Raw genomic sequence first — 24,055 nt, 5'->3', positions numbered from 1 at the left:
AGGTGAGGACACGGGGCCGGCCTGCCCGGACGGGCCGCCGGTCGCCTGACCTTATCGACATGATCAGCAAACCGTTAACGGCGTTCAGACGGTAGTTCACCCACCGGCGCGACGTTGTGCGTTCCGCCGCCTGCGCAGCGCCACACGGCGATCCCCTCTTCCGGTTCGGCGTGCAGGCCCCGATCGTGCACCGGGCAGACGGGCCACGTCCTCCAGATCACCTCCATGACCACTTCCTGGGTGGCGTCGGCCACAGACCAGAATGTCCCGGTCCCGGGCCTGAGGCCGTTGCCCTGGCAAATGCCCTCGAACTCCACCCATGCCATGCCCATGGCGTCCCAGTCGGGGACGATCATCCGAAGAGTCCCGGCGATCCCCGCAGCGCGGACGTCACGCTCCACGACCTTCAGCGCCTCCTCCAGCGGCACCAACAGGCCCGGTTCCAGAGCGAATGTCGGCCCGAAGCCGATCCCATCGAGAAGGGCCTCGCCCAGCCGGGCCAGGTCGGCGGCCGTCAACTCGGTGGCGGGGCGTTGGAGGAGTTCCCGCGTGACAGCAGTGGACACGCCCCACTCCTCCATCAGGCAGGCCAGCTCAACGAGGGGTCCGGCGTCGAGACCACCGTCGCGCAACGCCGTGTAGATGCGGACGCTCAACTCGTCGACGGCCTGGTTGAGCTCATCGGACCGCCCGTAGGAATACATACCGCAGTGTCCCCTGCCCCCTGAATCCCGGCAAGCGAGATTTCACCCATCATCGATGGATATCCGAGGCCCCTGACGCCGTCATTCCTTTCGCCAGTCGGAGCACGATCCTCGGCCGGAGTTCTTTACGATCGCCACGGCATGGCCGACCATCGCACGTGGTTGGGGGCGATCGAAGGTCCAGGGCCTCGTTCCTCAGCCGCGGCCCATCGAACAATGTGGCTGATCGCCGCGCTTGCCCTTTGAACTGGCGGATGGCACGGTGACGAATTATGGGTAGGAGACGCTATGTCGCCAGAGGCGTTTCCGGCGGCTATCGGATCTGGGACAGCAAGGCTCGCCGCTGGTGGGGAGACCCCTACGAGTTATGCCCTGATGATCTGTTGAACGAGCTGAACGGTGCGCGTGACTACGACAGAATCACGGCGCTCCTCAAGTTCCATAGGGCCGAGAAACGGTAGCCGCAAGGCGAGGAGCAGTACGAAAGGTGCGCGTTACGTATCTGCAAGACCTTCCTCATGCCCATGAAGATGATCGCTGATCAGCTGACGGAGGGACGGGTGAGAGCGCGGATCGATCGCCGGCTCGACCTCTGGCCACAGCTTCCGTGACGTGCGTTACACGTGTAATGATCATGATGGTGACGGTGGCGCGAGCATGCCGCACACCGGGTCGGAGACGGTGTCGCGGCTTGAACAGCCACGAGCTGTAAACCATCGAAGGAGAGTACGGTGGCCGATCCCCTCGCCCCGTTCCGTTGGTTGGGAGCCTTCCCGGGAGACCGCGACGATCTGCTTGGCGAGATCTTCTGCGTGTCCTTCTTTCACCGGCTCGAACCTGTCGAGGTGCTGCACCGCTTCGGGACCGCCGGACGTCCAGGGCGGGAGATGACCTTCCACGAACTCGCTGGGAAGGTCTGGGAGTCCATAGGGATGACCGATGACGACTATGTCGGGGTCGTCCAGGTCGGTGAGTGGAGCGTGGCCGTCGAGCTGCGGGGTCAGCGGGCGACCCTGGCCGAGCCACTGAGCGGGCTGTCTCGGGGATGTGAGGTGGTGGCCATCATGCGGCACGATCATGCGGAGGACAGGTTCGTGTACGCGGTGGATGGCGAGGTCGTCACCAGTTTCACGCCGCATCTGCCCGACACTCGGTGGGGCAGCGACCCGGACCGGATCAACGAGCTCATGCGTGAAACCGGCTTGCCTCCGGAGACCTTGGATGAGGAGGCATGGGAGGCGACGTGGGACGACATGTACACCGACAGGATTTCGCGCGTGTTCTCGCTGGCAGCCAAGATCACTGACGTAGTGTTCACTCCGAGCATCCTCGACGGGCCCCTACTCGTCAGCGCCACCAGTCAGTGATCATGAGGGTGGCGTGCACCGATGTGGGGGGGTGGCCATCAGGTCTTTCCCGATTTACCGCTCATACGTGGTTCAAATCCCCGATTCTCTGCAGTCACCAGCGTCGGCCTGGACAACCTCAACTGCGGAGTATCCCTGTGTCATGAAGGTACCGAGGTGAAGTCGTCGTGGATTGCGGCAGCCGGGGTGCGGCAACTCAATGTCGGTTGCCACTCCGCCCGTCGTTTCCCAGGAAGCCCGCGCACGCGCCGCACGACGCCCTGCTGACATGGCTGAACGACCTGGCCGCCGGCACGCGCACCTACCAGGGACTACCCCAGTCGATCATGGCGGCGCCGGCCGACGAGAGCTCCGAACTGCACGCCTCCTGCGCCGCCATGCAGTCCTCCGGCGCACGGCTGCTGGAGCGCGCGCAGGAAGCCGGGCAGGTACGCGCCGACGTCACGGTCCACGAGGTGATCGCGCTCGCCATCGGCCTGGCCTGGGCGGCGCAACAGCCGGGCGGGTCATCCGACCTGATCGAACGCCTGCTCTCCACGGCGATGTACGGACTGGCGGCGCACGGGTAGCGACGCTCGCAGGGATGACCCGATGAGATCTTCGTTGGACGCCCCGTCTCCCGACTCCGATCGGTGATCCCGGATGGGATCGGCCTGCACCGCGTGGACGTCCGAAACTCGAGCGCGGGCAGCGGCGGTGCCGCGAGGATTCTCTATTCCGTGAAGATCACTCGTGTCACGATTCCGTGGAGGTCACTCGTGTCACGTACTTGCCGTTGCCATGGCCGTCGGCGAGCAACTGGTGCACGGCGGGCACGTCGGCGAGTGAGTCGACCTCGGTGACGGCAACGTCGAGCCGGCCGGTAGCGATCATGTCCAGGATGCGGCGCAGGGCTGCGGCGACACGCTCGGGAGCGGAAGCGCTCAGACTGCTGATGCTGAACCCGCCGATCGCGACGTTGCCACCGATGAGCCTGCCCGCGGGCGGAAGCGGAGCGGGCTGTCCGCCGCCGGCGTTGCCGAACAGCACGATCCGTCCGCCGGGCGCCGTGACCGCCAGATCGACATCGAGCATGCTGGTGCCCAGCGGGTCCAGGACGACGTCGACGCCGCTCCCTCCGGTGGCCGCGCGCACCGCCTCGATCAGACCGTCGCCACGAGCGATCACGACGTCGTAGCCGCTCTTCTGCGCCGAGGCGACCTTGTCAGGGCGGCCGACGGTGCCGATGAGCAGTCCCCCGCCTATCGCGGGCACCAACTGCGCGAGAGCGCTGCCCACACCACCGCCGGCCGAATGCACCAGCACGTTCTCACCGGGGCCGAGCCTTGCGGAGTCGGTCAGCAGTAGCAGGGCGGTTGAGAACATCATCGGGGTGCCCGCTGCCGCGAGCATCGAGATCCGATCCGGTATCGGCACGGTGAGCACCGCACGCGCGAGTGCGACCTCGGCCAGGCCGCCTCCTGGAGTGAACGCGGCCACCCGCTGTCCGACGGTGAGATCGCCGACGCCCGCGCCAACCTCGCGTACGGTGCCGGCTACCTCCAGCCCCGGCACATACGGCCAGGCAGGCACGTATCCAACGTCGCCGCGGCGCGCCATCACGTCGAGGAAGTTCACCCCTGCGTAGGCGACGTCGATGGTCACTTCTCCTGGGCCCGGACGGGGTGTGCCGATCTCCTGGATCTGTGTGCGGTCCGATCCCTGTGACGGTGCTGTCATCACCAAAGCGCGCATCCCGAACTCCTATTTCGACGTTCGTAGTACTACGAAAGTCTTACCACCCTGTACGATGATTGTCGAAAGAGAGGTGCGAGATGCCCCGATCACACGGCCGTCGCGCGACGCTGATCCACCCGGACGCCGACGAGTTCGACGTGCTGGACGTGCTACACGCCCTCGCCGACCCCACCCGCATGACCATCGTGCGGACCCTGCGCGCCGATCCCGAACGAGCCTGCGGCACCTTCCCGGTCGACGTCGCACCTTCCACACTCACTCACCACTTCCGGGTGCTCCGAGAGGCCGGCATCATCCGCCAGCGCGAGGACGGCAACCGTCGCTGGACCGCACTTCGCTTTGAAGATCTCGAGGACCGCTTCCCAGGCCTCCTGGACACCATCGTCAGCGCATACAACCGGCAGGCCGACTCAGCCACCGTCTGACACAAGGACCTGAGCCGGCCAGGAGCTCGCGGACGAAAGTCTCCGCTCAACGCCTGTCGAGCCATGGAGCAAACTCCGTCAACGGCGTCTCGCTCTTGCGCCGCTCGGCATCTTCGCGGACACCCGCCAGGATGCGTCCAGAACGCTCATACCCCGCCTCCTTACTCATGCGACTCAAGGCCTCCCATGGCAATCAGGCCCTTTCGCCGACTCCGGTCACAGCGTTTGACCAGGCCTGGCAGCCCCTACAAGAACGCCCGGCCCTCGACCGGACGGCGGGACGGCAGCCCCTCGGAAAGGAGTGGGTCGAAATCACCGCTAGAGTGCCATTTCGGCCGATTGCCCAGGGAAAGATGGCAGGACGTGAGCCTCCTTGATGTGCCCTCGAAGCCAATGAGAACCCGCCGGCTCGTCGCCGCGATCATGGCTCTGGGGCTGTTCGGCGCCCTCGTGGCCTACTCCCTGCTCGACGTCCAGGACGCGACCGGCATCTCTTCGGCGCATTCGTCCCTCGCGGCGCTGGTCACCGTACGTCCCGACGGCAGCGTCATGATCGCCCAGCCAGGCGTGGAACACCCGCTCCTTGAGGTGTACGAGGATTACCAGTGCCCGGTCTGCCAGGAGTTCGAGCGGGGGAACGGAAAAGTGGCCCGTGAGGCCGCCCTCCGCGGCGAGTTCGCGCTGCTGATCCACCCCATGACGATCTTCCAGGACCCTCCGATGCATGAGAACTCGCATCGGGCCCTTACGGCGTCCCTGTGCGTCACCGACCCCAAGCAGTGGCTCGCCTACCACGACGCCCTGTACGCCGCGCAACCCAGCGAGACGCAGGACGGCGGCTTCGCCGTCCAGGAGCTGATGGTTCTGGCCGAGAAGGCCGGAGTCCGCCAGGCCGACTTCGCCGCCTGCCTCTCCTCGAAGGAGACCTCCGACAAGGCCGAACGGCTGTCCATGGCGGCCCTCGCCCAGGGAGTCCAGGGCACCCCGACAGTCCGCTACAACGGCCAGGACGTCGATTGGAGCGCCCCCTGGGCCGCCCCCGCCCCGAGCGCGAGGACGGTCTGAGGATCGCAGCCCTGCGCCGAACCGCGCTTCGTCAGCGCTCAGCCGGCGCTCAGCTGGAAATGCCAAATGACCATCGTCGGCACGTCGCCGTTGGCGGCTTCCGCCGCCTCGGGCACCAGGTCCGTCAGGCACCAGGGCCAGACATCCCAAGCGGCTACCGCCGCCGACGTGGACAGCACCTCACGTGGCTGAAGGCGCTCCGCTCTGGGCTCCTCGCACCGGCGCACCTGCAGGCCCGCCGATAGCGCGGCACGCAGGTAATCGCCGATCGAGTGATGGTAGGTGGCGATCCGCCCCGGCTTCCCGTCTGATCCCCGCACTGACGGAACAAAGCCTCGTCTGACCCCTTCAGGGTGCATGTCCGAGATCAGCAGGTGTCCGCCAGGGCTGAGGACCCTGGCGGACTCGGCCATCACCTGCTGCAGTGTGGGGACGTGCGTCAGTGCCAGAGAGCACACCACCAGATCCATGGCGCCGTCCGGCACCGGCAGGTGGTGCAGATCCCCAAGCAGGAACTCACCGAGCGGCACCCGGGCATGTGCCCGTGCCAGCATGTCGGGCGAGCTGTCCACGCCCGTAACCCGATGGCCGCGCTCGGCCAGGAATGCCGCGACCCGGCCGGTCCCACAGGCGGCGTCCAAGGCGACGCCCACGGGCAACGCCTCGATGATCCGCCCCATGATGGGTTCGTCGATGTCGAACAGACCGTTGGGACCGTCATAGGTGCCAGACCAAATGCGGTATCCCTCCGCTGCGTTTATGCGCGCGACCTCCACAGCCGCCTCCGCCAGTGCCTCATCTTCGAGAAGCCTGCGGATCTCGGCGATGCGTGAGTCCACAAAGGCGCGGTCGAACTGCCCGGTGAAGGAACGCAACAAGGCGACGCCTTCAAGACCAAGCAGGTATGCCAAGGGGTGCTCGTAGGTCACTGTGTGAGCCTAACGACACACCTCTCACAAGCGCTATCAACTTAATTGGCACACCATTCCTTGCCCTGCATAAGCCACGCGTTTCATTGGCCGCAGGCCCTGCAATTTTGGATCGGCGTCGGATCACGGACCGATGAATGATCGCTGCTAAAACTTCGTTCACAACCGCTGCTGCAATGTTCTGGCGGTGAGCAGTCCACTCATCATCCGATGGCCCTTCGTCCTCCTTGCTGCTTGAGTGTCCCGGCCGGGCCGCGCACATGGCCTACCACCGCAGGTCGCGTTCCTGACCGCCGGGCCGTCGGCCTTTGATCAGCCCACCGGCACCGGTATCCCCATCGTCGTCATCACACTGCCGGCCCGCGTGGGCGACGATCTCGACGCTGGTCAGAACGGTGCTGATGAGGCCGACCCGGGCGGCCTGCCGGGTGCCGCTCTCGACGAGTGCCTTGAAAACGTCAGCCGACTCCTGGTCGCCGAATATGGCCGTCGTGTGGCTCCTGCCGCTCTCCGGATCGTGCATCCAGTAACCGGCCAGGAACCCGGGCTGGCGCGTGACCAGCGGGATGACCTCCTCCCGCAGCAGGCGGCGTTGCTCGTCGTGCCAGGCCGGGTCCACGGTCCAAATGCCGATCACCGCATGCATCACGCCGCTTCCTCCCTCGGCCGATCGACCGACGCCCTCGGTCACGCTAGGCGCTGCGGTGGCGGTGGCCATCCGGGGGATCACTCAGGCCGGTACTCAGCCCGTGTGCCGGCGCGCGGTGTACCAGGCGGCGACGCGGGCGCGGGAGTCGAAGCCGAGCTTGGTCAGGATGTGCGTGACGTGGTTTTCCGCCGTGCGTTCCGCCATGCGCAGGCGGTGGGCGATCTGCCGGTTGCTGAGCCCCTCGGCGACCAGTTCGGCGACCTGTTCCTCGCGTGGGGTGAGCACGCCCGCGCGTCCCCGGGCCTCGTGCAGCGTCTCGGCGTCGGCCAGCAGTGACGGCATGCCCACGCGGCGGGCGATCCGCACCGCGCCGTCAAGGTGCTCGTCGGCGGCCGCGCCCGCGCCGGACGGCGGGTGCAGCCGAAGCATCCGGGCCAGTTCCAGCCGGGTGTACGCCTCGTACGGCGCCGAGCCCATCGCCTGGCAGGATGCCAGCGCGGCGTGCAGATGCGCCTCTGCCGCCTCCCATCGCCGCAGGAGCGTCGCGAGCATGCCGAGATACAGCGACACCGGGCCGGAGCTGGGGGTGTGCGACTCGGGGGCGACCTGCCGGTCCGCGTACGGCAGCAGTGCCTCGTAGACGGCGGCGGCCGTGACGCGGTCGTCGAACGCGACGCAGAGCTGGGCGTTCCCGGCCCCGGAGACGATCCACTCCGGTGCGTCGCGGGGGAAGGCGGCCAGATGGGGGGTGATGGCCTCCCAGAGCGCCTTGGCGTCGTCACGCCGTCCCATGCCGGCGAGCACGAGCGCATGCCAGCTCCGCGCCAGGTAGGGTCCGGTCTCCACGAACCCGCGCACAGCGGCCTCGACCTGATCCAGCCCCGTCCCGTCCTGCAGGCCCAGATGCGAGCGGAAGACCAGGTGGACGAACTCCGCGCCCTCGTGTCCACCGTGCAACCCGATCGCCAACGCCTCGTCGGCCAGCAGGCGCGCCTGCTCGAAGCGGCCCTCCAGCAGGGCCGTCGCCGCCTGTATCGCGATGAGCCTCCACCGCCACAGCGGCTCTCGCAGCTGCGCCACGACCGCGCCGAACGCCTTCAGCTCGGCGTCGAGCTGGATCCGACGGCCCAGCTCCCAGAACGCGTCCAGCCGCCAGATGTGTCCCCACGCCGCGTATTCGTAGTACCCGGTCTCGCCCGCGAGCCGGATCGCGCGCTCACCGATCGACAGTCGCTCCAGCACGTGCCGGCCGTTGCCCAGCTCGGTGTAGCGCGCCTGCATGGCCAGGAACCGGGCGTCGGGGTCACCGGTCGCCTCGGCCATGCGCAGGGCGCGCAGGCTCAGGTCGCTCTCGCCGCGTTCGGCGAAGGGATCCGCCGTGATGACGAGCTGAGCCAGCGCCTTCGCCTCGCGTACCTCGTCGGAGCCGCCCAGCATGGTCAGCGCCTCCCGGCACAGCACGTGGATCGCAGCCGTCACCGGCGAGTTGGAGATGCCCCGCAACACGGTCGCGGCATCCGCGACGACCGCTCCCTCACCCGTCGCCCGCCCCAGGTCGGCCGCCGCCTGGCACGACCGCCACGCCTCCTCCACCGCGCCGGAACGGAACTCGCATCGCGCCAGCTCCAGCAGCAGCTCCGGCCGTTGGGCGGCGCCGTACGGCACCAGCGCCAGCAGGTCGAGCGCCGCGCGGTACTGGAAGGCCGCGTGCTCGTAGGCCAGTTGGGCACGTGCCCTCGTCGCGGCCGCACGCGTGACCCGCAGCGCCTCCTCCGCGTTGCCGAGCGGAGCGGACTGGCGCAGGTGATACGCCAAGGCGTCGACCGGGATCTCCCCCGTACTCGTCGACCCGACGACGTCGGCCGCCCTCGCGTGCAGCCGACGGCGCGCGACGGTGGGCAGCTCGGCGTACAGCACCTCCTGCGTCAGCACATGGGTGAAGCGCAGGGAATGCCCGTCGGCGCGGATCACGTTCGCCGCGAGTGCGGGGTCGAGGAGGTCGAGCACCTCCTCGATCTCCTCGCCGACAAGCGCGCCGACCGCCTCGCCGGTGAACTCGCGCCCCAGAACCGCGGCGTGCCTCAGCAGTCGGCGGGTCGTCGCCGGCAGGCCGTCCAGGCGGCGTCCGACGACGTGGCGCACGCCGCCGGGCAGTCCGGGATCGAGGCTCCCGACCGTTTCAACCAGCCGCAGCAGTTCCAGCACGAACAGCGGATTGCCCTCGGCGCGCTCGTTCACCGTGCTCAGCAGAGCAGGCTCCGGGCGGCGCCCGAGCACACGCGCGGCCAGCTCGGCGACCTCGGCCGGGGCGAGTCCTCCCAGGCTCAGACGGGTGGTGGCCCTCTCCCTGGTCAACGGCCGCAGCGCCTCGGCCGGCTCGGTGTGCGGGGACGTGTCGCGGGTGCGACAGAGCCCGATGACCAGCAGCTTGGAATCGGCGACCGTCGACGCGACCGCCTCCAGCAGCCGTATCGACGGCACGTCCGCCCAGTGCAGGTCATCGAGGATCAGCAGCAGGCCCGCGTCTCCAGCGGCGCCGTGGAGCATTGCCACCACGTCCTCGAAGACGTGGAAGCGGCTGCCCGTCTCGGTGACAGCCGGATCGAGCAACATCGTGGAGGACTGCCCCAGCCCGCGCAGGATCTGAACCCACGGCTGGTAGGCCGGGGCGCCTTCGCCCTCGCGGCAGGAACCCCACGCCGCCCGCACACCGGCACGCCGCGCGCGACGCACGACCGAATGGGCCAGTGCCGTCTTCCCGGCACCGGCCTCGCCCTCCACCAGGACCAGTGCGCCACCGCCCTCGCGGGCCGCGGCCACGCGCCTTTCCAGGTCCGCCAGTTCCCGGGCCCGGCCGACGAAGACACCGTCCTCCATTGAGTGATCGTAAACCGCGATCTCGGGGCGTTGTGGGTCTGAGTACTCCGCTGAGTGGTTTCCCGGATGGCGCCGCGCCTGCCGTTCCCTACCGTCCGGCATATGAACATCACCTCCGCAACCGGGACGCGGCCCGGCTTCGTACGCATCTCCGGGCGGCTCTGCCTGGCCGGCGCGGTCATCGGCGTGCTCGTCGCGCTGGTGGGCCTCCTGATCTCGCCCGCCGTCGCCGTCGACCGGTACAGCTATCCCCACACCCCGGGGGCCTTCGTCGTCTCGGAAAGTCTGCTCATCGTCAACCATCTGCTGCTGCTCGCCGGTGTGCTCGGGCTCATCCGCTCCGGCGCGGCGGGCGGTGGTCTGGGACGCGCCGGTTCGTGGACGGCGATGGTGGGTCTCGTGGCGCTGAGCCTGTGCGAGGCCGGCGCGATCGCGCTGGCGGACTCCGCGTATCCCACGTCCCAGAGCGACACCCTCGACGCGGGCTACGGCATCTCCAGCATCGTCATCGGAATCGGGTTCGTCCTGGCCGGAATCGCCACCGTCAAGACCAGACAGTGGACGGGATGGGCCACGTACACCCCGCTCGCCTGCGGCCTGGCGGTCTTCCTGCTGGTCCTCCCCGGTGTCTTCCTGTCCGGCGATGACACCTTCACCGTCGGCCGGCTGACGCTCATGGCCTGGATGCTCGCCTTCGCCGCGCTCGGCCTGGCTCTCGGCCGCCCGGACAGCGGTGGAAACGACCGCCGGTCTCCGGCCCCCTCAGAGCCGGCCCGCTCCGAGTGATCGGTGAGATTCGCGTCGGCACGTTGCCGGTCGCGCTCCGAGAACGACGAAATCCCCGGCCCGCGACGGCGGATCGGGGATTCCCGGGGTGCGACCTCAGGCGACGATACGGACAATGGTCCGTTCGACAACAGCCGCACTTGTTGGAGTTCGCAGCTTCGCCGGTGGCGCGGAGACAGGCGCGGCATCGATGCCCATCACGCCTGAACGGACATCCGCGGCATTGATGTCCACCACACCCGAACGGACATCCGCGGTCACCGCAGCAGCGGAATGACCTCGGCGAACGTCCTCATGTGACCCTCCAGGACACTGATGTAGCTGATGCCGAACTCCTCGCGGTAACGCAGCAGGGTGTCAGCGATCTGCCTCGGCGAGCCGACCAGGACGCCGGGCAACTCGGCCAGTTGCCCAGCCGACATGCCCGTGGCCGAGCTGATCACCGAGAGATCGATGTCGGCCACCTGGTGGCCGACGCCGGCCACGAAGAGATTGAGTTCGATGTCGGCGATCCGCTCGCCGGCCGCCTCCCGGACACGCTGGACGCGGGCGCCCAGAGCCTGCTCCGGGGTGCCCGCGCCGAAGCCGGCCGCGATTGAAAAACTGATGATGTCGGCGCTACGCGCCGCCAGCGTGAGAGTACGGTCGCCCGCACCGGCCAGCATGATCGGCGGTCGCGGCGTGTCGGCCTCGGCCGCCAGCAGCTCCCGAACCCTCGTGAGGACCTCCTCGAGCTTGCGCAGACGCGATCCCGGCGTGCCGAACGACAGGCCCGCCGCCGCGAACTCCTCCGGCACGTAGCCGGCGCCCAGACCGAGTTCGAGCCGGCCATCGGTGAGCCGGTATGTGTCGGCCACGTCCCGGGCGAGGTAGGCCGGGCTCACCACGCCGACGTTGAGCACGTACGTCCCCAGCCGGATGCCGGTCACATCGGCCGCGGCCACCAGCGCGGGGAATGGCGCCGGTGCGCCGAGGTGGTCGGGCACCTGCAGGACGTCGTACCCCAGATCCCCGGCCTCCTGGACTCGGGCACGCCAGCCCGAGCGGGAAGAACCGACATTGAGAAGACTGACCCCGAACCGGAACGATCGAGCGTTCATGACAACCTTCCGAAAGACGCCTACGTGTGTACGGCATCCCACCCGAACCGCCCCGAGCTCGACGGAGACCTCAATGGCCGATTCCGGTGAGTTGGCTGGGGTGGTGTCGAGCGTAGTAGACGGCCTCGTACTCCTCGGGTGGGAGGTGCCCGATCGCCGGGTGCGGGCGGGTGGTGTTGAACCGTGCGCCCCACTCCCCGGTGGCCGGCTCGACGTCGCGCCCGACGACCTGCCGGTCGATCGCGTCCGTGATCGTTCTGCCGGCGCCCCGCACGGCGTGCCGGCAGATCATCGCGGTGCGTACGGTGTCGTGACTCATCCGGGTCATCAGGTCCTTGAGTCCCGCACCGGGCTCGGCGGCGAGCAGGTTGCCCGTATGGCGAAGATCATGGGACCCGACCAAGGGCCTCCCCAACACCCTTTAGTAATAAATGCGTCAAAATCGACGCTGCCGGCGTAGTGATCGCGTCTGGAATCCATGCCCGCTGACCGCCGTGCCGGTGGCGTGGCGCAGAACCCCTCCGCGGGCACGGAAGTCTCGACGTTGGCCGGCTTGGTCCAAATGAGCGAGTAGCGCCAGAGCAGGTGTCGGCGGTAGCGGACTCCGGGAAGGAGCTGCGGGGCGAGGTGGCCGTACGGCCACGGGTGAACGACGCCCCGTCTCCGATTCAGAGCGCCCTGCTCAGCCGTACCTCTTCCTCGCTGTAGCCCAGAGCGGCGTAGAAGCGTCGAGCGTTCGTGTTGGCCGCCCCTGTTTCGAGCGTGATCCGAGCATGCCCCCGATCCTTCGCCCAGGATTCGGCGGCCTCGATCAACGCCCGGCCGACACCAAGCCGCTCCCTGCCGTGTGCGACGACGAGTTCTCCGATGTAACCGTCCGTCTCGCCGGTGAAGTGAGATCGTTCGGTGACGCTGACGAATCCGACGACTCCGCCGGCGTCTTCCGCGACGAACACCGTCGTCCTGTCGTCCTCGGCTCTCCTCACCGAATCCCTGACCCAGCCACACGCGGCGTCCGCTACCGCGATGGAGTCACGCCAGGCGGCCACCCCTTCCGTGAGCCGCGGAGCCAGAGCCATCACCGCGTCATGATCGGCCTTCTCGTAACGACGAATCTCCACCCGAAGCTCATCTGCCATGAGGCCACCATGGCACCTCGACCCCGCCATAAAAAAGAGCATCTTCACCAGGACTTACCCGCCCACAGACCTGCACCACCGCCGTACCCGAGGCACCCGTCGGGGGTGTCCACGATGATCAGGGTCTTGAGCGCTGCCTCAGCCTCCGCGTCCGCGAACGGCTGGACAGAGGCCCGGCGGGAAATACGAGAGGGGTGCCCCGCGGGTTGCGGGGCACCCCCTTCGGGAGGAGCACCAGGGCGAAAGCCTGGTCGGGCTCAGACGACGGGCGTACCGCCGTTGTCCACGATCAGTGCGTTGGCGTCGCGGATGAGCGTCGCCTTCACCGCCGAGTCGGAGATGGTCTTCGGGTCGTTGGCCGCCTCGATGAAGCGGTCAAGCTTTTTGACGATCTTCTTCTTGTCGCGCTCGCGTTCCTTGTCCTCGGAGACCATGACCTTGGAGATCTTGTCCTGGAGCTTCGCGGCACCGGTGGGCGACAGCTGGCCGGCGGCCTGGAGCCGCTCGATCAGGGCGGAGATCTCGTCGGTCGAGGTGACGGTGGTGAACGCCACCGACTGCTCGTACGTGCCGCCGGGCTGGGCCTCGACGGTGACGGTGAGCGTGTGGTCGCCCAGGGCCAGCCTGTGGAGCGGCTGGACGGTCCCGGACGTGAACGGCCGGCCGTCCAGGGTGCCGGTCACGGTCTTGACGCCGGCGCCGGCGACCTCCCAGGCGATGGTCACGTCCTGGCTGTCGCCGTACTCGACACCGTCCGCGACCCCGGAGATGAGGACGGTGGTCCCGGTGTCCGGGAGGGCGCCGTAGACCTTCATCTCGTATATCGAATAGCCCCACTGGCCGGCCTTCGCGGTGCCCTGCATCCGGATGTACCGGGTGTCGGCGTTCAGGTCGATGAGGTCCGTGCCGCCGTTACCCGCGGTTTCGGTGAACGCGTCCGCCCATTTCTGGCCGTCGGGAGAGGTCTGCAGCTTGTATCCCTTGGCGTAGGAGTCCTCCCAGTTGATGGCGACCTGGTAGACGGTGTACGTGTCGCCCAGGTCCACCTGCAGCCAGTTGTCCGCGCTCTCGCTCGCACCCCAGCGGGTCGTGCCGTCACCGTCGAAGGCGGCGACGGCGGTCTGCTGGGCGTTCGACGCCGAGGACGCGGTCGCCGTCTTGCCGAGGGCGATGTTCGGCGCCTCCTGGCCGTACACCTCCATCTCGTAGAGCGAGTAGCCCCACTCGCCGGACTTCTGCACGCCCTGCATCCGCACGTAACGGCCCAGCGCGCTCACCGGGATCTTCTCCGTGCCGCCGCGTGAGTCGGACTGGGTGTGGACGTCCTTCCAACTGGCTCCGTCCATCGACACCTGCAGTTTGTAGCCCTTGGCGTAGGAGGCCTCCCAGTTCAGGTCGACCTCGTTGAGGGCGTAGATGCCGCCCAGGTCCACCTGGAGCCAGCTGTCCGCGCTCTCATCGGCGCTCCAGCGCGTGGCCGGGTCGCCGTCGAACGCCTTGGCGGCGGCGAGATCGCCGCTGGACTCCGAGGAGGCGCGCGCGGTCTTGCCCTGGGCCAGGTTGACCCGCGTCGTGTCCTTCAGCGTCAGCTCCAGCGTCACCGTCTGGTCCTTCTTCAGCGGAAGGACGCGGGCGATGCCGCCGAGCGGCGAGTTCTGGACCTGGACCTCGGCGCTGGTGATCGCCTCGATGCCGGCGCGCTGGATCAGCGTGAGGTTCTGGTCGACGTCGGAGGTCAACGTCACCTTCACCTTGCGGGTGTCCATGTCCCAGTCGAGGTCGTCGATGCTGAACCGGCTCTTGCCCAGCATGCCGGAGATGGAGCCCTTCTTCAGGCCCTTGGGCAGCGCGGGAAGCAGTTCCAGCGTGCCGGGATCGGTCTTGGCCAGCATCTCCATCATGATCGTCGGTACGGAGTTGACGACGTCGGTGGCGAACACACCGTGGTTGTTGTAGTGCGACGTCGACAGGCTGCTGTAGTAGTAGTCGTCCTTGGCGAACCGCATCAGCTTCGCGTTGACGGACTCGGCGTTGTTCAGGTCGGCGGCGATCAGCGCACCGTGCAACAGGCCGTGGCCGGCGTTCTCGTAGTTGCCGCCGTCCTTCTTCTGCAGGAACACCTTGGCCGCGTCGAACAGCGTCTTGTTCTTCTCCGGCGTGATCTCCTGGTAGGGCCAGACGGGCATCAGTCCGCTGGAGTGCCGGTGCTGGTAGTTGTTCTTGTTCGCCAGGTCCGGCGAGGCCCACTCGGCCAGCGCGCCGTCGTTGTTGACCAGGTACGGAGGCAGGTTGTCGAGCTTCTCCTGCCAGACCGCGATCTTGTCCTGGTCCTTGCCGAGCAGCTTGCTCGTCTCGATCAGCGTCGACAGCGCGAACCGGGCGCCGGAGATGTCGTAGACCGAGTTGACGGAGAGCGGCACGCCGCCGGCCGGCCGGTTCTCCGGCGAGATGGACCCGGCGAAGATGTACTTGCCGCCTGCGTCCTTCTCGACGAGGAAGTCCTCGTAGAAGTCACCCATGTCCCGGATCAGCGGGTAGTACTGCTCCTCGAGGAACTTCCTGTCCCCCGTCACCTGGTAGTGCTCCCAGAAGGGGTAGAGCAGCCACGACTCGCCGCCCGTGACGTACTGGTACGGGTAGTCGAAGTTGATGTTGGAGATGAGGCCTTCTCCGTTGGGCGTGTTGCCGCCCGTCAGCATGCCCCGCGTGCCGAGCAGCTTCTGGGCGTTGGTCCGGAAGTCCTCCTGCCACTGCTTGTTGAGCCACCAGTAGCCCTGCATCGCCTCCGGCATGTTGCCGATGTTGCCGCCGGAGATCTGCAGGTTGAGGTTGGCGTCCAGGTGGTAGTAGCCGTCCCAGCCGACGTTGCTGTCGCCGGTCCAGTTGCCGAGCAGGTCGGGCGCGGCCGTCGGGCTGCTCGACGCGAGCAGGTGGTAGCGGCCGGAGTTGAACATCCGCTCGAACAGCGCCAGGTTCGGCGTCGTCGCGGTCTTCTGCGCGGCGAGCAGCTCCTCGTTGGACTTCGAGCGGTCCTCGGGGCTCGCCCCGAAGTCGACGGAGACGCGGTTGAAGATCTCGCTGTGCTTGGCCACGTGGCGGCTCAGCAGCGTCTGGTAGTCGCCGGAGAGCGCCGCGAGCTTCGTCTGCAGGAGCCGCTTGTTCCACTCCTGCTCGGCGGGGACGCCGCCCTCGTACGTGCCGTCGTAGCGCTGGGTCAGCGACAGCAGCGTCACGTAGGTCGCGCCCGTGACCTGCACGTCGGTGCCGGACATCGTCTTGACGCCGTCCGTCACGATCCGCGTGACGCCCTCGTACCCGGCGTTGTAGCTGCCGTTCGGGTACTTCACCCGCAGGTTGAGGAAGTCGACGGTGGAGTTGTCGACGGCCGTCAGGCCCTTGTTGAGCAGGTTCATGCCCGGGTCGATGGACAGGCCGAGCTTGACGTCGAGCTTCTGCCCTGCCGGGGCCGGCAGATACTGGACGGTGGCGCCGTCCGTCTGCGACACGAAGGAGTCGCGCTTCCAGTCGCCCTTGTCGTCGCTCCAGTTCACCGAGACGACGCCAGAGGAGTAGTCGGTGGACCGGACGTAGTTGACGACCTCACCGGTGGCCGGCGACTGGAGGGTCATCTTGAAGCCCGGGTGCTTGCTGCCCTCGCCGCCGCCCTGGTATCCCTGCACGTCGGCCGCGAGCTGGTTGGCCTCCTGGTACCTGCCGGCGATCACCAGGTCCCGGATCCTCTTGATGTTCGCCTGGCTGACGGCGTTGAACGTCCGATGCGGACGGGCCTCCGACCGTGCCATGAAGAAGTCCCGGTCGTTGAAGACGACCGTCTCGTCGTTCGGGTCGCCGAAGACGATGATGCCCTGCTTGCCGTCGCCGGCGAGCAGGCCGTCCTCCCAGTCCGCGTAGGTGCGCGGGTAGGAGGTGGACAGCGCCCTCGTCGCCGGGTTGCCGGACGTCGTGAACGTCTTCGTCAGGCCGCCGCTCTCGTTGCCGTTCGCGTCGAGCGCCGTCACCTTCACGGTGTAGGTCCGGCCGGCGGCCAGACCTGTCACGGCGTAGCTGCGCGCGTCCGCTCCCAGCGTGGTCTTCAGTGCCTGGCCGAGGTAGACCTTGTAGCCGGTCACCGCCTGGCTGTCGGCCGCGGCGGGCCAGGTGGCGGTCGCCGAGGTGCCCGTCACCGCGCTCACCTGGAGCTGCGCCGACATCGGCCAGTCCGGGGCGGTGTCGGCCGGCTTCACCGTGCCGTACACCTCGAACTCGTACAGCGACAGGCCCCACTGCGTCGCCGCCTTGGTGCCCTGCATGCGGACGTAGCGGCCCTCCGCCGGCGGGTCGAGCGCGATCTCGTCCGTGTGGTCGCCGGTGGGCGAGGAGTCGTCGTGGGAACGGACATCCTTCCAGTTGCCACCGTCCTCCGATGTCTGGATCTTGTACGTGGAGGAGTAGGCGGACTCCCAGGTGAGCACGACCTTGTCGAGGACGTGCGTCCTGCCCAGGTCCACCTGGATCCAGTTGGCGTCCCCGCCGCCTGAGCCCCAGCGCGTGGCGGGGTTGCCGTCGAACGCGCGGAACGCGGAGCGGTCGTTCTGCGGCTGGCTGTCGTGCTCACCGCTCCCGTCGTTGGACTGCGACGACGCCGTGTACGCGGACGGCGGCAGGTTCAGCGCGACGTTGACCGGGGCTTCCGGCACGGTGGGGATGCCGTACACCTCGAACTCGTACAGGGAGTATCCGTACGGCGTGTTCGGCAGGACGCCCTGCATGCGGACGTAGCGTGCGGTCTTGCGGATCGGCACGGTCTCGACGCCGCCACCGCCGGTCGTGGTCGTGTAGACGTCCGACCACTTCTCCGCGTCGTCCGAGACCTGGATCTTGTACGACTTCGCGTAGGCCGCCTCCCACGACAGGACGGCCCTGGACACGTCGTACTTGTCACCGAGGTCGACGTAGATCCAGGCGTTCGGGTCGTTGCTGTGGTCGGTGGACCAGCGCGACGAGCCGTTGCCGTCGATCGCGTTCGCGGCGAGCAGGTTGCCGTCCTGGTAGGAGGCGACGGCTTTCGCGTCGGGGTTCCGCGACAGGTTGACCGGCACGTCGACCGGCGGGGCCGGCGGCGTCGGCACGGTCTGTCCCGCAGGCGGCCACAGCGTGAAGGAGTTGGCGCCGTCCTTCGCGCCGGCGAACGGTCCGGCCATGACGTTTCCGGCGTTGATCGGGTTGCCGAAGAAGTCGGTGGTCACGTCGGCGGCGATGCTCTCGCCGGCGTTCGGGATGACGCCGACCCGGGCCTTCGTCACGGGCGTCAGGCCGCTGATGCCGGAGGCGTCGAGGTCGAAGTCGAGCTTCACCTCACGGTTGGTCGCCGTGACCTGGATGTCGGACAGGGCGCCGGTGGAGTTGCCCTCCTTGACCTGCGTCTTGCCGGGGGCGTCGGCCGGCAGCGTCGACCCCTGGACCAGGTTGTTGTACCAGAAGAACTTCTGGACGGAGGTGGGCGCGGTCGTCTCGTTCATCGTGCCCGGCTGGAAGTAGTAGGCGTCCCTGCCGCCGCCGTCCACGTTGATGCGGCCGTTGTCGACGAGCAGGTTGTTGGCGTACACGACGCCGGTGGCGTCCAGCATCCGGATGTCGCTGTTGCCGATGAAGACGTTGTTGTCCACGAGGATGGGGCCGTGGACGGCCTCCGCGTAGTAGCCCCACGGGCTGTTCATCACGATGTTTCCGGTGATGCGGACGTTCTGGTTTCCCCAGTCCGTCCAGATGCCGGCGGAGTTGCCGCCCTTTGAGTTCTTGATGTAGTTACCCTTGATGAGCCCCTCGTTCATGTAGTGAACCTTGATCGGGGCCGTCTCCGCGCCGCTGAACTCGCCGCGGTAGTTCGTGTCCTCGATCATGTTGTACTGAATGTCGGAATTCCAGGAGAAGACACCCGCGATGCCGGACTGGCCGGACTTCGCGATGTAGTTGTTGCGGACGATGTGCGAGCCGTACTTGTCGGTGTCGCGGAAGTTCGTCCGTGTCTGGCCGGGCCGGTTGCCGGCCCATTCGTCACAGCCGAGGCCGATGTCGATGGCGATCGTGCGCGCGTTGACGACGGTGTTGTTCTCGATGATCCACTTCAGTCCGCCGTTGACGCTGATGGCGCCGGCCTGCCGCCGGGAGGGACTGCTCGGGAAGTCGGAGTAGGTGCCGGCCGCGTGCTTGACGGTGAACCCGTGGACGGTGATGTAGCCCAGGCCCCACGCGTCCGGCGCGAACACCTGCCGGCGCACGTTGATCTCCGCCAGCTTGGCGTTCGGGTCGGCGCCGTCGAAGTTGGCGTAGATGACGGTGGCGCCGCCGGACACCTCCGAGTACCAGGTGTCGGGCGCGGCCGCCACCTTGTCCAGCGAGGCCTTCTCGTAGTAGGCCTGCTCGTTCAGGTAGACGTCACCCGCGGTGTAGCCCGGGAAGGAGCCGCCTTCGCCCCCCTGGGGCTGCCCGGTGGCGTAGGGGTTGTAGTCGCCGAAGAAGGTGGCCGGCAGGGTGACCTTCCAGACGTCGCCGCTCTGCCTGACCCAGGTGTCGACCTCCTCCGAGCCCTTGATGACCGCCTCGCCGTCGCCGGCGTTCGTGTAGGTGATGCGGCTCGTCTCATCGTTGCCACCGCGTGCCGGTTTGACCGTCTCGCGGTACAGCCCGGCGTGGACGACCACCGTGTCGCCGGGCTGCGCCTCCTGCGCCGCGTGGTTGATCGTCAGGTACGGCGCGGCCGCCGTACCGGCGTTGGTGTCCTTTCCGTCCTTGGCCACGTGGATCTGGCGACCGGCCGGGGCCGCCTGCACCGCCGCGATCGACGGCACCGCCGCCGCCGTGACCACGACGGCGCTGAGTATCGCGCCCAGCGCGACCCTGAGGGTCCTTCGGAGTTGTTTCATGGGGTTCCTTTGTTGAGCGAATTCCCAGCGGAGCCGGTGACCTCCCCGAAGGACCGGATCAAGACGTCGAGCAGTGCGGTGGGGAGAGCGGCGGCACGGTCCGAAGGGATCGCGCGGCCGTCTCGGCGGATGATTCGGAACACATGGCTCTCGCCCGGCAGGAGCGTGACGAGGGCGTCGTCCACGGCGAGCGAGGGCGGCTCCAGACCGAGCGGCTCGGCGAGCCGGTCGGCGGACACGCACACGTCGCGCAGCACGGTCACGGCGGTGACCGTGACGTGCAGCGCGCCGTCGACAACGGAGACGTCGACGGTGCGCTCGGGCCGCGGGGCCGTCGTTTCCCGTTCCGGGCGATAGGACCAGGTGGTCCGCACCCCGTCGGCGTCGACGACGAGCAGTTCGGCCCGCGGGTCGGCGGGCCGAGCGACCTCGGGGTCGACGGCCAGCCGGACGAGGCCGCCGGCCGGGCAGTCGGGCCGTACCCGCGTCCGCGCGTGCTCCCGGCCGTCCAGCCCGACCCGCCGGATGAGGACGTCGGGACGCCAGGTGGCGTCCGCGTCGTTCACGAGCACGAGCACGAGACCCTCGTCGCCGGTGGGGTCGTGGGTCGGCCCGGGGCTGACCGGCTGGACCGTGGCCAGCCGGGGGGCGAACGAGCGGCGAAGGGCGTGCCAGAGGGGCTTCTCGATGCCCTCGCTGTCGACGGCCGACCAGCTGATCACCGGCCAGCAGTCGTTGAGCTGCCATACGACGACCCCGCCGCAGCGCTCGCGCGAGCGCAGCCACTCGACGCCGGCCGAGACCGCGCGGGCCTGGACCACCTGGGTCGCGAAGTGCCAGTCCGCGTCGCTGCGAGGGGTGGGAACGTGCGGTTGGAGACCGCGGGTCAGCTTGTGCACGCCGTCGATCGCGCGCAGGTGGTGGCGGGTCTGCGGCGAGTCGGGCCCGGGCGTCTCGCCCACGACGACGCGTTCGAGCGTGGTCCACGCGGCGGGACCGCACCAGCCCATCTCCGCGACGAACGCCGGGTCGTGGTCGCGGTAGTGGGCGTAGTCGCGCTCGTTCCAGGCGTCCCACAGGTGGCTCAGGCCGTGCGTGTCGACGAGCGGATCGCGGTCGACCGCGCCCGACCAGGGCGAGTTGGGCACGTAGGGCCGCGTCGGATCCAGGCGGGCCAGGACGCCCGGCAGCACGTCGAGGTAGTAGCGCGCGCCCCATCCGCGCAGCCCGACCTGGTCGGTCCACCCCCAGTGGTGCCAGCCGAGGACCGTCTCGTTGCCGCCGCACCAGAGCACCAGGCTCGGGTGGGCCGACATCCGCGCGACGGCCTGTTCCGCCTCAGCGGTCACCAGCTCGACCATCTCGGCGTCCTCGCTGTAGGCGGCGCAGGCGAAGAGGAAGTCGTGCCAGACCAGGACACCGCGCTCGTCGCAGGCGTCGAGGAACTCCTCGGTCGCGAAGTGGCCGCCGCCCCAGACGCGCAGGAGGTTGGCGTTGCCCGCGACGGCCTGGTCGATCCGCCGCGCCACCCGTTCGGGCGTGGCGCGGCTGGCGAGGGTGTCGTCGGGGATCCAGTTGTAGCCGCGTACCCGCACGGTCCGGCCGTTGACGACGAGCGCCCAGCGCGTCCCGAGCTCGTCCGGGGTCTCGTCGACCGCGACGCTGCGCAGGCCCACCCGGACGGCGGTGGAGTCGAGCACCGTGCCGGCGTGCTCAAGCTCCACCCGGAGGCGGTACATCGGCTGCGCGCCGAGGCCGACCGGCCACCACAGGTCGGGGTCGTCGACGCGCAGGACGATGGCCGCCTCGTCGCCGACGACGGTGCCGACGGCCGACCCGGCGGGCCGTCCTTCCGGGTCGGTCAGGTCGACGCGCACGTCCGAGCCTTCGGGTGCGTCCACCCGCACGTGCGCCGTCACGTGGGCGACGGCGTGGTCGGGGTCGAGGTGGACGAGCGGCCGGACGTGGTCGATCCGGCCGACGTAGGTCTCCAGCCGGATGTCGCGCCAGATGCCGGCGGTGACGTAGTGCGGTCCCCAGTCCCAGCCGAAGTTGGCCGCGGACTTGCGCACGTGCGGGTAGGGCTCGTCGTACGGGCTCGGCAGCGGGCCGTGCTCGCGTTCGTGCTCGCGGGCGGCGTCCCAGGCCGAGGCGAAGCGCACCTCGACGAGGTTGTCGCCCGGCAGCAGCGCGTCGTCCACGCGCCACCGGTACGCCAGGTGCTGGTCACGCGCGGCCCCGACCCGCCGGCCGTTGACGTAGACGTCGGCGATCGTGTCGAGGCCGTCGGCCACGAGGTCGGTGCAGGCCCCGGGCGTCGGCGCCCACTGGACGTGGCGCCGGTAGACCCAGTGCGAGTGGCCGACCCACCGCTGCGCCGGCTCGCCCCACCCGACGTCGGGATCGGCGAGGAGACCGGCGGCGAGGAGCGCCGTGTGCACCTCGCCCGGCACCCGCGCGGGGATGGCCGCCGTGCGGGCGGCCTCGGGGACGTCGTCCGGGCCCGCCGACCAGGTCAGCTCCCACTCGCCACCGAGGTCGAGCCGGGTGGCGGCGGAGGTGGTTGCCTCTGTGGTGATCTCTATCATCCCTTGACTGCCCCTGCGGTGAGTGCTTCTTGCATGCGACGGTTCATGAGCGAGTACACGACGTACACCGGCAGGACGGTGAGCACGGTGCCGGCGGCGAGAACGCCGAGGTTGGTCGCGTCGGAGACGAGCATCGGCAGGGCGACCTGGACCGTCCGCACGTCCGGGCCGGTGCCGGTGATGGTCAGTGAGAACAGGTATTCGTTCCAGAACGTGAGGAGTTGGAGGATCGTCACGCTGACGACGCCCGGCATCGCGATGGGCACGAAGACCCGGGTCAGCAGCAGCCAGTGCCCGGCGCCGTCGAGTGCGGCCGACTCCACCAGTGCCTGCGGCACCGTGCGCATGAACTGCGTGAGGAGGAGCACCGACAGCGGAAGCGCGCTCGCGGGCAGGAACAGCATCTGGAACTCGCGGGTGCCGTAGAGCCCCATCTGGATCGCCAGGACCACCGTGGGGATCAGCGCGGCGAACGGCGGGATGAGGAATCCCGCGGAGAACGTGCCCGTGATCACGCGGGCGAGCCGGTTGTCCGTCCGGGCCAGCGCGTACGCCGCGGGCACCGCGAGGCCCAGCGTCAGCGCGATGGCCACGAGCGAGACGAGTACGGAGTTGAGCAGGGCGCGCCCCAGGTCGGCGGTCTGCCAGGCGGTGCCGAAGTTCTCCCACAACCAGTTCGCCGGCAGCGCGAACGGCCGGGTGAAGATCTCGATGTTGGACTTCATGGCGCTGACCACGAGGTAGTACAGCGGGATCCCCAGGATCAGCACGTACAACCAGGACAGGACCGTCGCCAGAGGGCTGCGGGTACGGCGTGGTGTGTTCATCGGAAGTCCTTCTCGGAACCGCGCAGCAGCGCGCGGATGAGGAGCATCCCGGCGACGCCGAGGAGGAGCAGCACGACGCCGACCACCTGGCTGTAACCGAGATCCCGCTGGGAGAAGGCCTTGGCGTAGACCAGGTACGACAACGTGGTCGACGAGGTGCCGGGCCCGCCCTTGGTGAGCAGGAGGATCAGGGCGGCGGAGGTGAACAGCGTCCAGAGGAACTGCAGCATCGCCAGCGTGCGGACGTAGTCCTTCACCATCGGGAAGGCGATCCGCCACATGATGCGCATCCGCCCGGCGCCGTCGATCTGGGCCGCCTCGATCACCTCGGCCGGCAGGCTCGCCAGGCGGGCGGCGAACAGCACCGCGGTCCAGCCGATGCCACGCCAGAGGTCGATCGCGATGAGGCTCGGCAGCGCGGTGCTCGGGTCTGCGAGCCAGGCGGTGGCCCAGGAGTCGAGGCCGATGCCGCGCAGCAGGCCGTTGACCCCGCCGTTCGGGGACAGCACCCCGTAGAAGATCATCCCGGTCATGGAGATGGAGATGAGGCCCGGCGAGAAGTAGAGCACCGACAGGATCCGGTAACCGCGCGGCTTGGTGGTGAGGTGGTAACCGAGCATGAAGGCCAGCGGGATCATCACCGGGATCGCGATGGCGACCTGGATCACGCTGTTGCGCACCGCGGCGTGGAACGTCGGATCGGCGAAGACGCGTCCGATGTTCTCCAGGCCGATGTACGTGGGCTCGTACAGCAGCCCCTTCCACCGCAGCGTGGCGATGACGAACATGGCGGCGAGCGGGCCGACCGAGAAGACGGCGAACCACACGAGGGACGGGACGGTCAGCCAGAGGACCCGGGGCGAATGCACGCGGGTACTGGTCAGGGACATCGTGCGTTTCCTTCGGGCATGGTGGGGCCGCCTGGCACGGCGGCCCCAC

The 24,055-nt window shown here is 68.5% G+C and carries 17 protein-coding genes; 5 read left to right on the top strand and 12 right to left on the bottom strand.

Going from position 1 to position 24,055, the window contains the following annotated elements:
• Nucleotides 1–74: 74 nt before the first annotated feature.
• Nucleotides 75–704 carry a hypothetical protein gene (locus DKM19_RS02370; protein ID WP_110694289.1) on the bottom strand — a complete coding sequence of 210 codons (630 nt, stop codon included), beginning with the start codon at nt 702–704 and terminating at the stop codon, nt 75–77.
• 731 nt (nt 705–1,435) lie between these two features.
• Here DKM19_RS02370 and DKM19_RS02360 point away from each other — a divergent pair.
• Together DKM19_RS02360 and DKM19_RS02355 are read left to right on the top strand one after the other, a co-directional pair.
• Nucleotides 1,436–2,071: a DUF6461 domain-containing protein gene (locus DKM19_RS02360; protein ID WP_110694287.1), complete on the top strand. Its 636-nt coding sequence runs from the start codon at nt 1,436–1,438 to the stop codon at nt 2,069–2,071.
• A 206-nt stretch (nt 2,072–2,277) separates the two neighbouring features.
• A complete protein-coding gene (locus DKM19_RS02355) occupies nt 2,278–2,640 on the top strand; it encodes a hypothetical protein (RefSeq protein ID WP_110694286.1) in 363 nt (120 codons plus the stop codon).
• Nucleotides 2,641–2,806: 166 nt separating this feature from the next.
• Here the strand turns inward: DKM19_RS02355 and DKM19_RS02350 are convergent, their stop codons facing one another.
• Entirely contained in the window at nt 2,807–3,715 is a 909-nt protein-coding gene (locus DKM19_RS02350) for a zinc-binding dehydrogenase (protein ID WP_204358626.1), read from the bottom strand.
• 170 nt (nt 3,716–3,885) lie between these two features.
• Here DKM19_RS02350 and DKM19_RS02345 point away from each other — a divergent pair, with 170 nt between their 5' ends.
• Together DKM19_RS02345 and DKM19_RS02340 are read left to right on the top strand one after the other, a co-directional pair.
• Entirely contained in the window at nt 3,886–4,233 is a 348-nt protein-coding gene (locus tag DKM19_RS02345; RefSeq protein ID WP_110694284.1) for a helix-turn-helix transcriptional regulator, read from the top strand.
• A gap of 363 nt (nt 4,234–4,596) precedes the next feature.
• On the top strand, nt 4,597–5,298 hold the full coding sequence (locus tag DKM19_RS02340) for a thioredoxin domain-containing protein (RefSeq protein WP_162641228.1): 702 nt from the start codon (nt 4,597–4,599) through the stop codon (nt 5,296–5,298).
• A 38-nt stretch (nt 5,299–5,336) separates the two neighbouring features.
• Here DKM19_RS02340 and DKM19_RS02335 read toward each other — a convergent pair whose 3' ends face one another.
• The 3 genes from DKM19_RS02335 to DKM19_RS02325 form a co-directional block, all read right to left on the bottom strand.
• Complete coding sequence (locus tag DKM19_RS02335; protein ID WP_110694282.1) at nt 5,337–6,227, bottom strand: class I SAM-dependent methyltransferase; 891 nt, start codon at nt 6,225–6,227, stop codon at nt 5,337–5,339.
• A gap of 265 nt (nt 6,228–6,492) precedes the next feature.
• Nucleotides 6,493–6,873 carry a hypothetical protein gene (locus DKM19_RS02330; RefSeq protein ID WP_110694281.1) on the bottom strand — a complete coding sequence of 127 codons (381 nt, stop codon included), beginning with the start codon at nt 6,871–6,873 and terminating at the stop codon, nt 6,493–6,495.
• A gap of 96 nt (nt 6,874–6,969) precedes the next feature.
• On the bottom strand, nt 6,970–9,753 hold the full coding sequence (locus DKM19_RS02325) for an AAA family ATPase (protein ID WP_162641227.1): 2,784 nt from the start codon (nt 9,751–9,753) through the stop codon (nt 6,970–6,972).
• 102 nt (nt 9,754–9,855) lie between these two features.
• On the opposite strand from DKM19_RS02325, the gene DKM19_RS49235 reads away from it, so the two are divergent.
• Entirely contained in the window at nt 9,856–10,539 is a 684-nt protein-coding gene (locus tag DKM19_RS49235; RefSeq protein ID WP_162641226.1) for a hypothetical protein, read from the top strand.
• A gap of 257 nt (nt 10,540–10,796) precedes the next feature.
• Here the strand turns inward: DKM19_RS49235 and DKM19_RS02315 are convergent, their stop codons facing one another.
• The 7 genes from DKM19_RS02315 to DKM19_RS02280 form a co-directional block, all read right to left on the bottom strand.
• The gene (locus DKM19_RS02315; protein ID WP_110694278.1) at nt 10,797–11,639 is read right to left on the bottom strand and encodes a TIGR03621 family F420-dependent LLM class oxidoreductase; all 843 of its coding nucleotides are present in this window, start codon (nt 11,637–11,639) and stop codon (nt 10,797–10,799) included.
• Nucleotides 11,640–11,709: 70 nt separating this feature from the next.
• Nucleotides 11,710–12,042 carry a hypothetical protein gene (locus tag DKM19_RS02310; protein ID WP_110694277.1) on the bottom strand — a complete coding sequence of 111 codons (333 nt, stop codon included), beginning with the start codon at nt 12,040–12,042 and terminating at the stop codon, nt 11,710–11,712.
• A gap of 265 nt (nt 12,043–12,307) precedes the next feature.
• Entirely contained in the window at nt 12,308–12,778 is a 471-nt protein-coding gene (locus DKM19_RS02300; RefSeq protein WP_162641225.1) for a GNAT family N-acetyltransferase, read from the bottom strand.
• Nucleotides 12,779–13,035: 257 nt separating this feature from the next.
• The gene (locus tag DKM19_RS02295) at nt 13,036–19,701 is read right to left on the bottom strand and encodes a discoidin domain-containing protein (protein ID WP_110694275.1); all 6,666 of its coding nucleotides are present in this window, start codon (nt 19,699–19,701) and stop codon (nt 13,036–13,038) included.
• On the bottom strand, nt 19,698–22,289 hold the full coding sequence (locus tag DKM19_RS02290) for a glycoside hydrolase family 2 protein (protein WP_110694274.1): 2,592 nt from the start codon (nt 22,287–22,289) through the stop codon (nt 19,698–19,700). The genes DKM19_RS02295 and DKM19_RS02290 overlap by 4 nt, the downstream gene beginning before the upstream one ends.
• A complete protein-coding gene (locus DKM19_RS02285; protein WP_110694273.1) occupies nt 22,286–23,116 on the bottom strand; it encodes a carbohydrate ABC transporter permease in 831 nt (276 codons plus the stop codon). Before DKM19_RS02285 ends, DKM19_RS02290 begins: the two co-directional genes overlap by 4 nt.
• Entirely contained in the window at nt 23,113–24,006 is an 894-nt protein-coding gene (locus DKM19_RS02280) for a carbohydrate ABC transporter permease (protein ID WP_110694272.1), read from the bottom strand. The genes DKM19_RS02285 and DKM19_RS02280 overlap by 4 nt, the downstream gene beginning before the upstream one ends.
• Between the last annotated feature and the right edge of the window lie 49 nt (nt 24,007–24,055).

The organism is Streptosporangium sp. 'caverna' (assembly GCF_003203775.1).
In the GTDB taxonomy this organism is placed as follows: Bacteria; Actinomycetota; Actinomycetes; order Streptosporangiales; family Streptosporangiaceae; genus Streptosporangium; species Streptosporangium subroseum.
Note: the sequence above shows the minus strand (reverse complement) of the source record. Positions and strands in the feature narration are given on the sequence as shown.

What these genes read in the sequence shown, in the direction of transcription:
- DKM19_RS02370 (WP_110694289.1), bottom strand. Translation starts at nt 704, where the DNA reads ATGTATTCCTACGGGCGGTCCGATGAGCTCAACCAGGCCGTCGACGAG.
- DKM19_RS02345 (WP_110694284.1), top strand. Translation starts at nt 3,886, where the DNA reads ATGCCCCGATCACACGGCCGTCGCGCGACGCTGATCCACCCGGACGCC.
- DKM19_RS02330 (WP_110694281.1), bottom strand. Translation starts at nt 6,873, where the DNA reads ATGCATGCGGTGATCGGCATTTGGACCGTGGACCCGGCCTGGCACGAC.
- DKM19_RS02325 (WP_162641227.1), bottom strand. Translation starts at nt 9,753, where the DNA reads ATGGAGGACGGTGTCTTCGTCGGCCGGGCCCGGGAACTGGCGGACCTG.
- DKM19_RS49235 (WP_162641226.1), top strand. Translation starts at nt 9,856, where the DNA reads ATGAACATCACCTCCGCAACCGGGACGCGGCCCGGCTTCGTACGCATC.
- DKM19_RS02315 (WP_110694278.1), bottom strand. Translation starts at nt 11,639, where the DNA reads ATGAACGCTCGATCGTTCCGGTTCGGGGTCAGTCTTCTCAATGTCGGT.
- DKM19_RS02300 (WP_162641225.1), bottom strand. Translation starts at nt 12,778, where the DNA reads ATGGCAGATGAGCTTCGGGTGGAGATTCGTCGTTACGAGAAGGCCGAT.
- DKM19_RS02295 (WP_110694275.1), bottom strand. Translation starts at nt 19,701, where the DNA reads ATGAAACAACTCCGAAGGACCCTCAGGGTCGCGCTGGGCGCGATACTC.
- DKM19_RS02290 (WP_110694274.1), bottom strand. Translation starts at nt 22,289, where the DNA reads ATGATAGAGATCACCACAGAGGCAACCACCTCCGCCGCCACCCGGCTC.
- DKM19_RS02285 (WP_110694273.1), bottom strand. Translation starts at nt 23,116, where the DNA reads ATGAACACACCACGCCGTACCCGCAGCCCTCTGGCGACGGTCCTGTCC.
- DKM19_RS02280 (WP_110694272.1), bottom strand. Translation starts at nt 24,006, where the DNA reads ATGTCCCTGACCAGTACCCGCGTGCATTCGCCCCGGGTCCTCTGGCTG.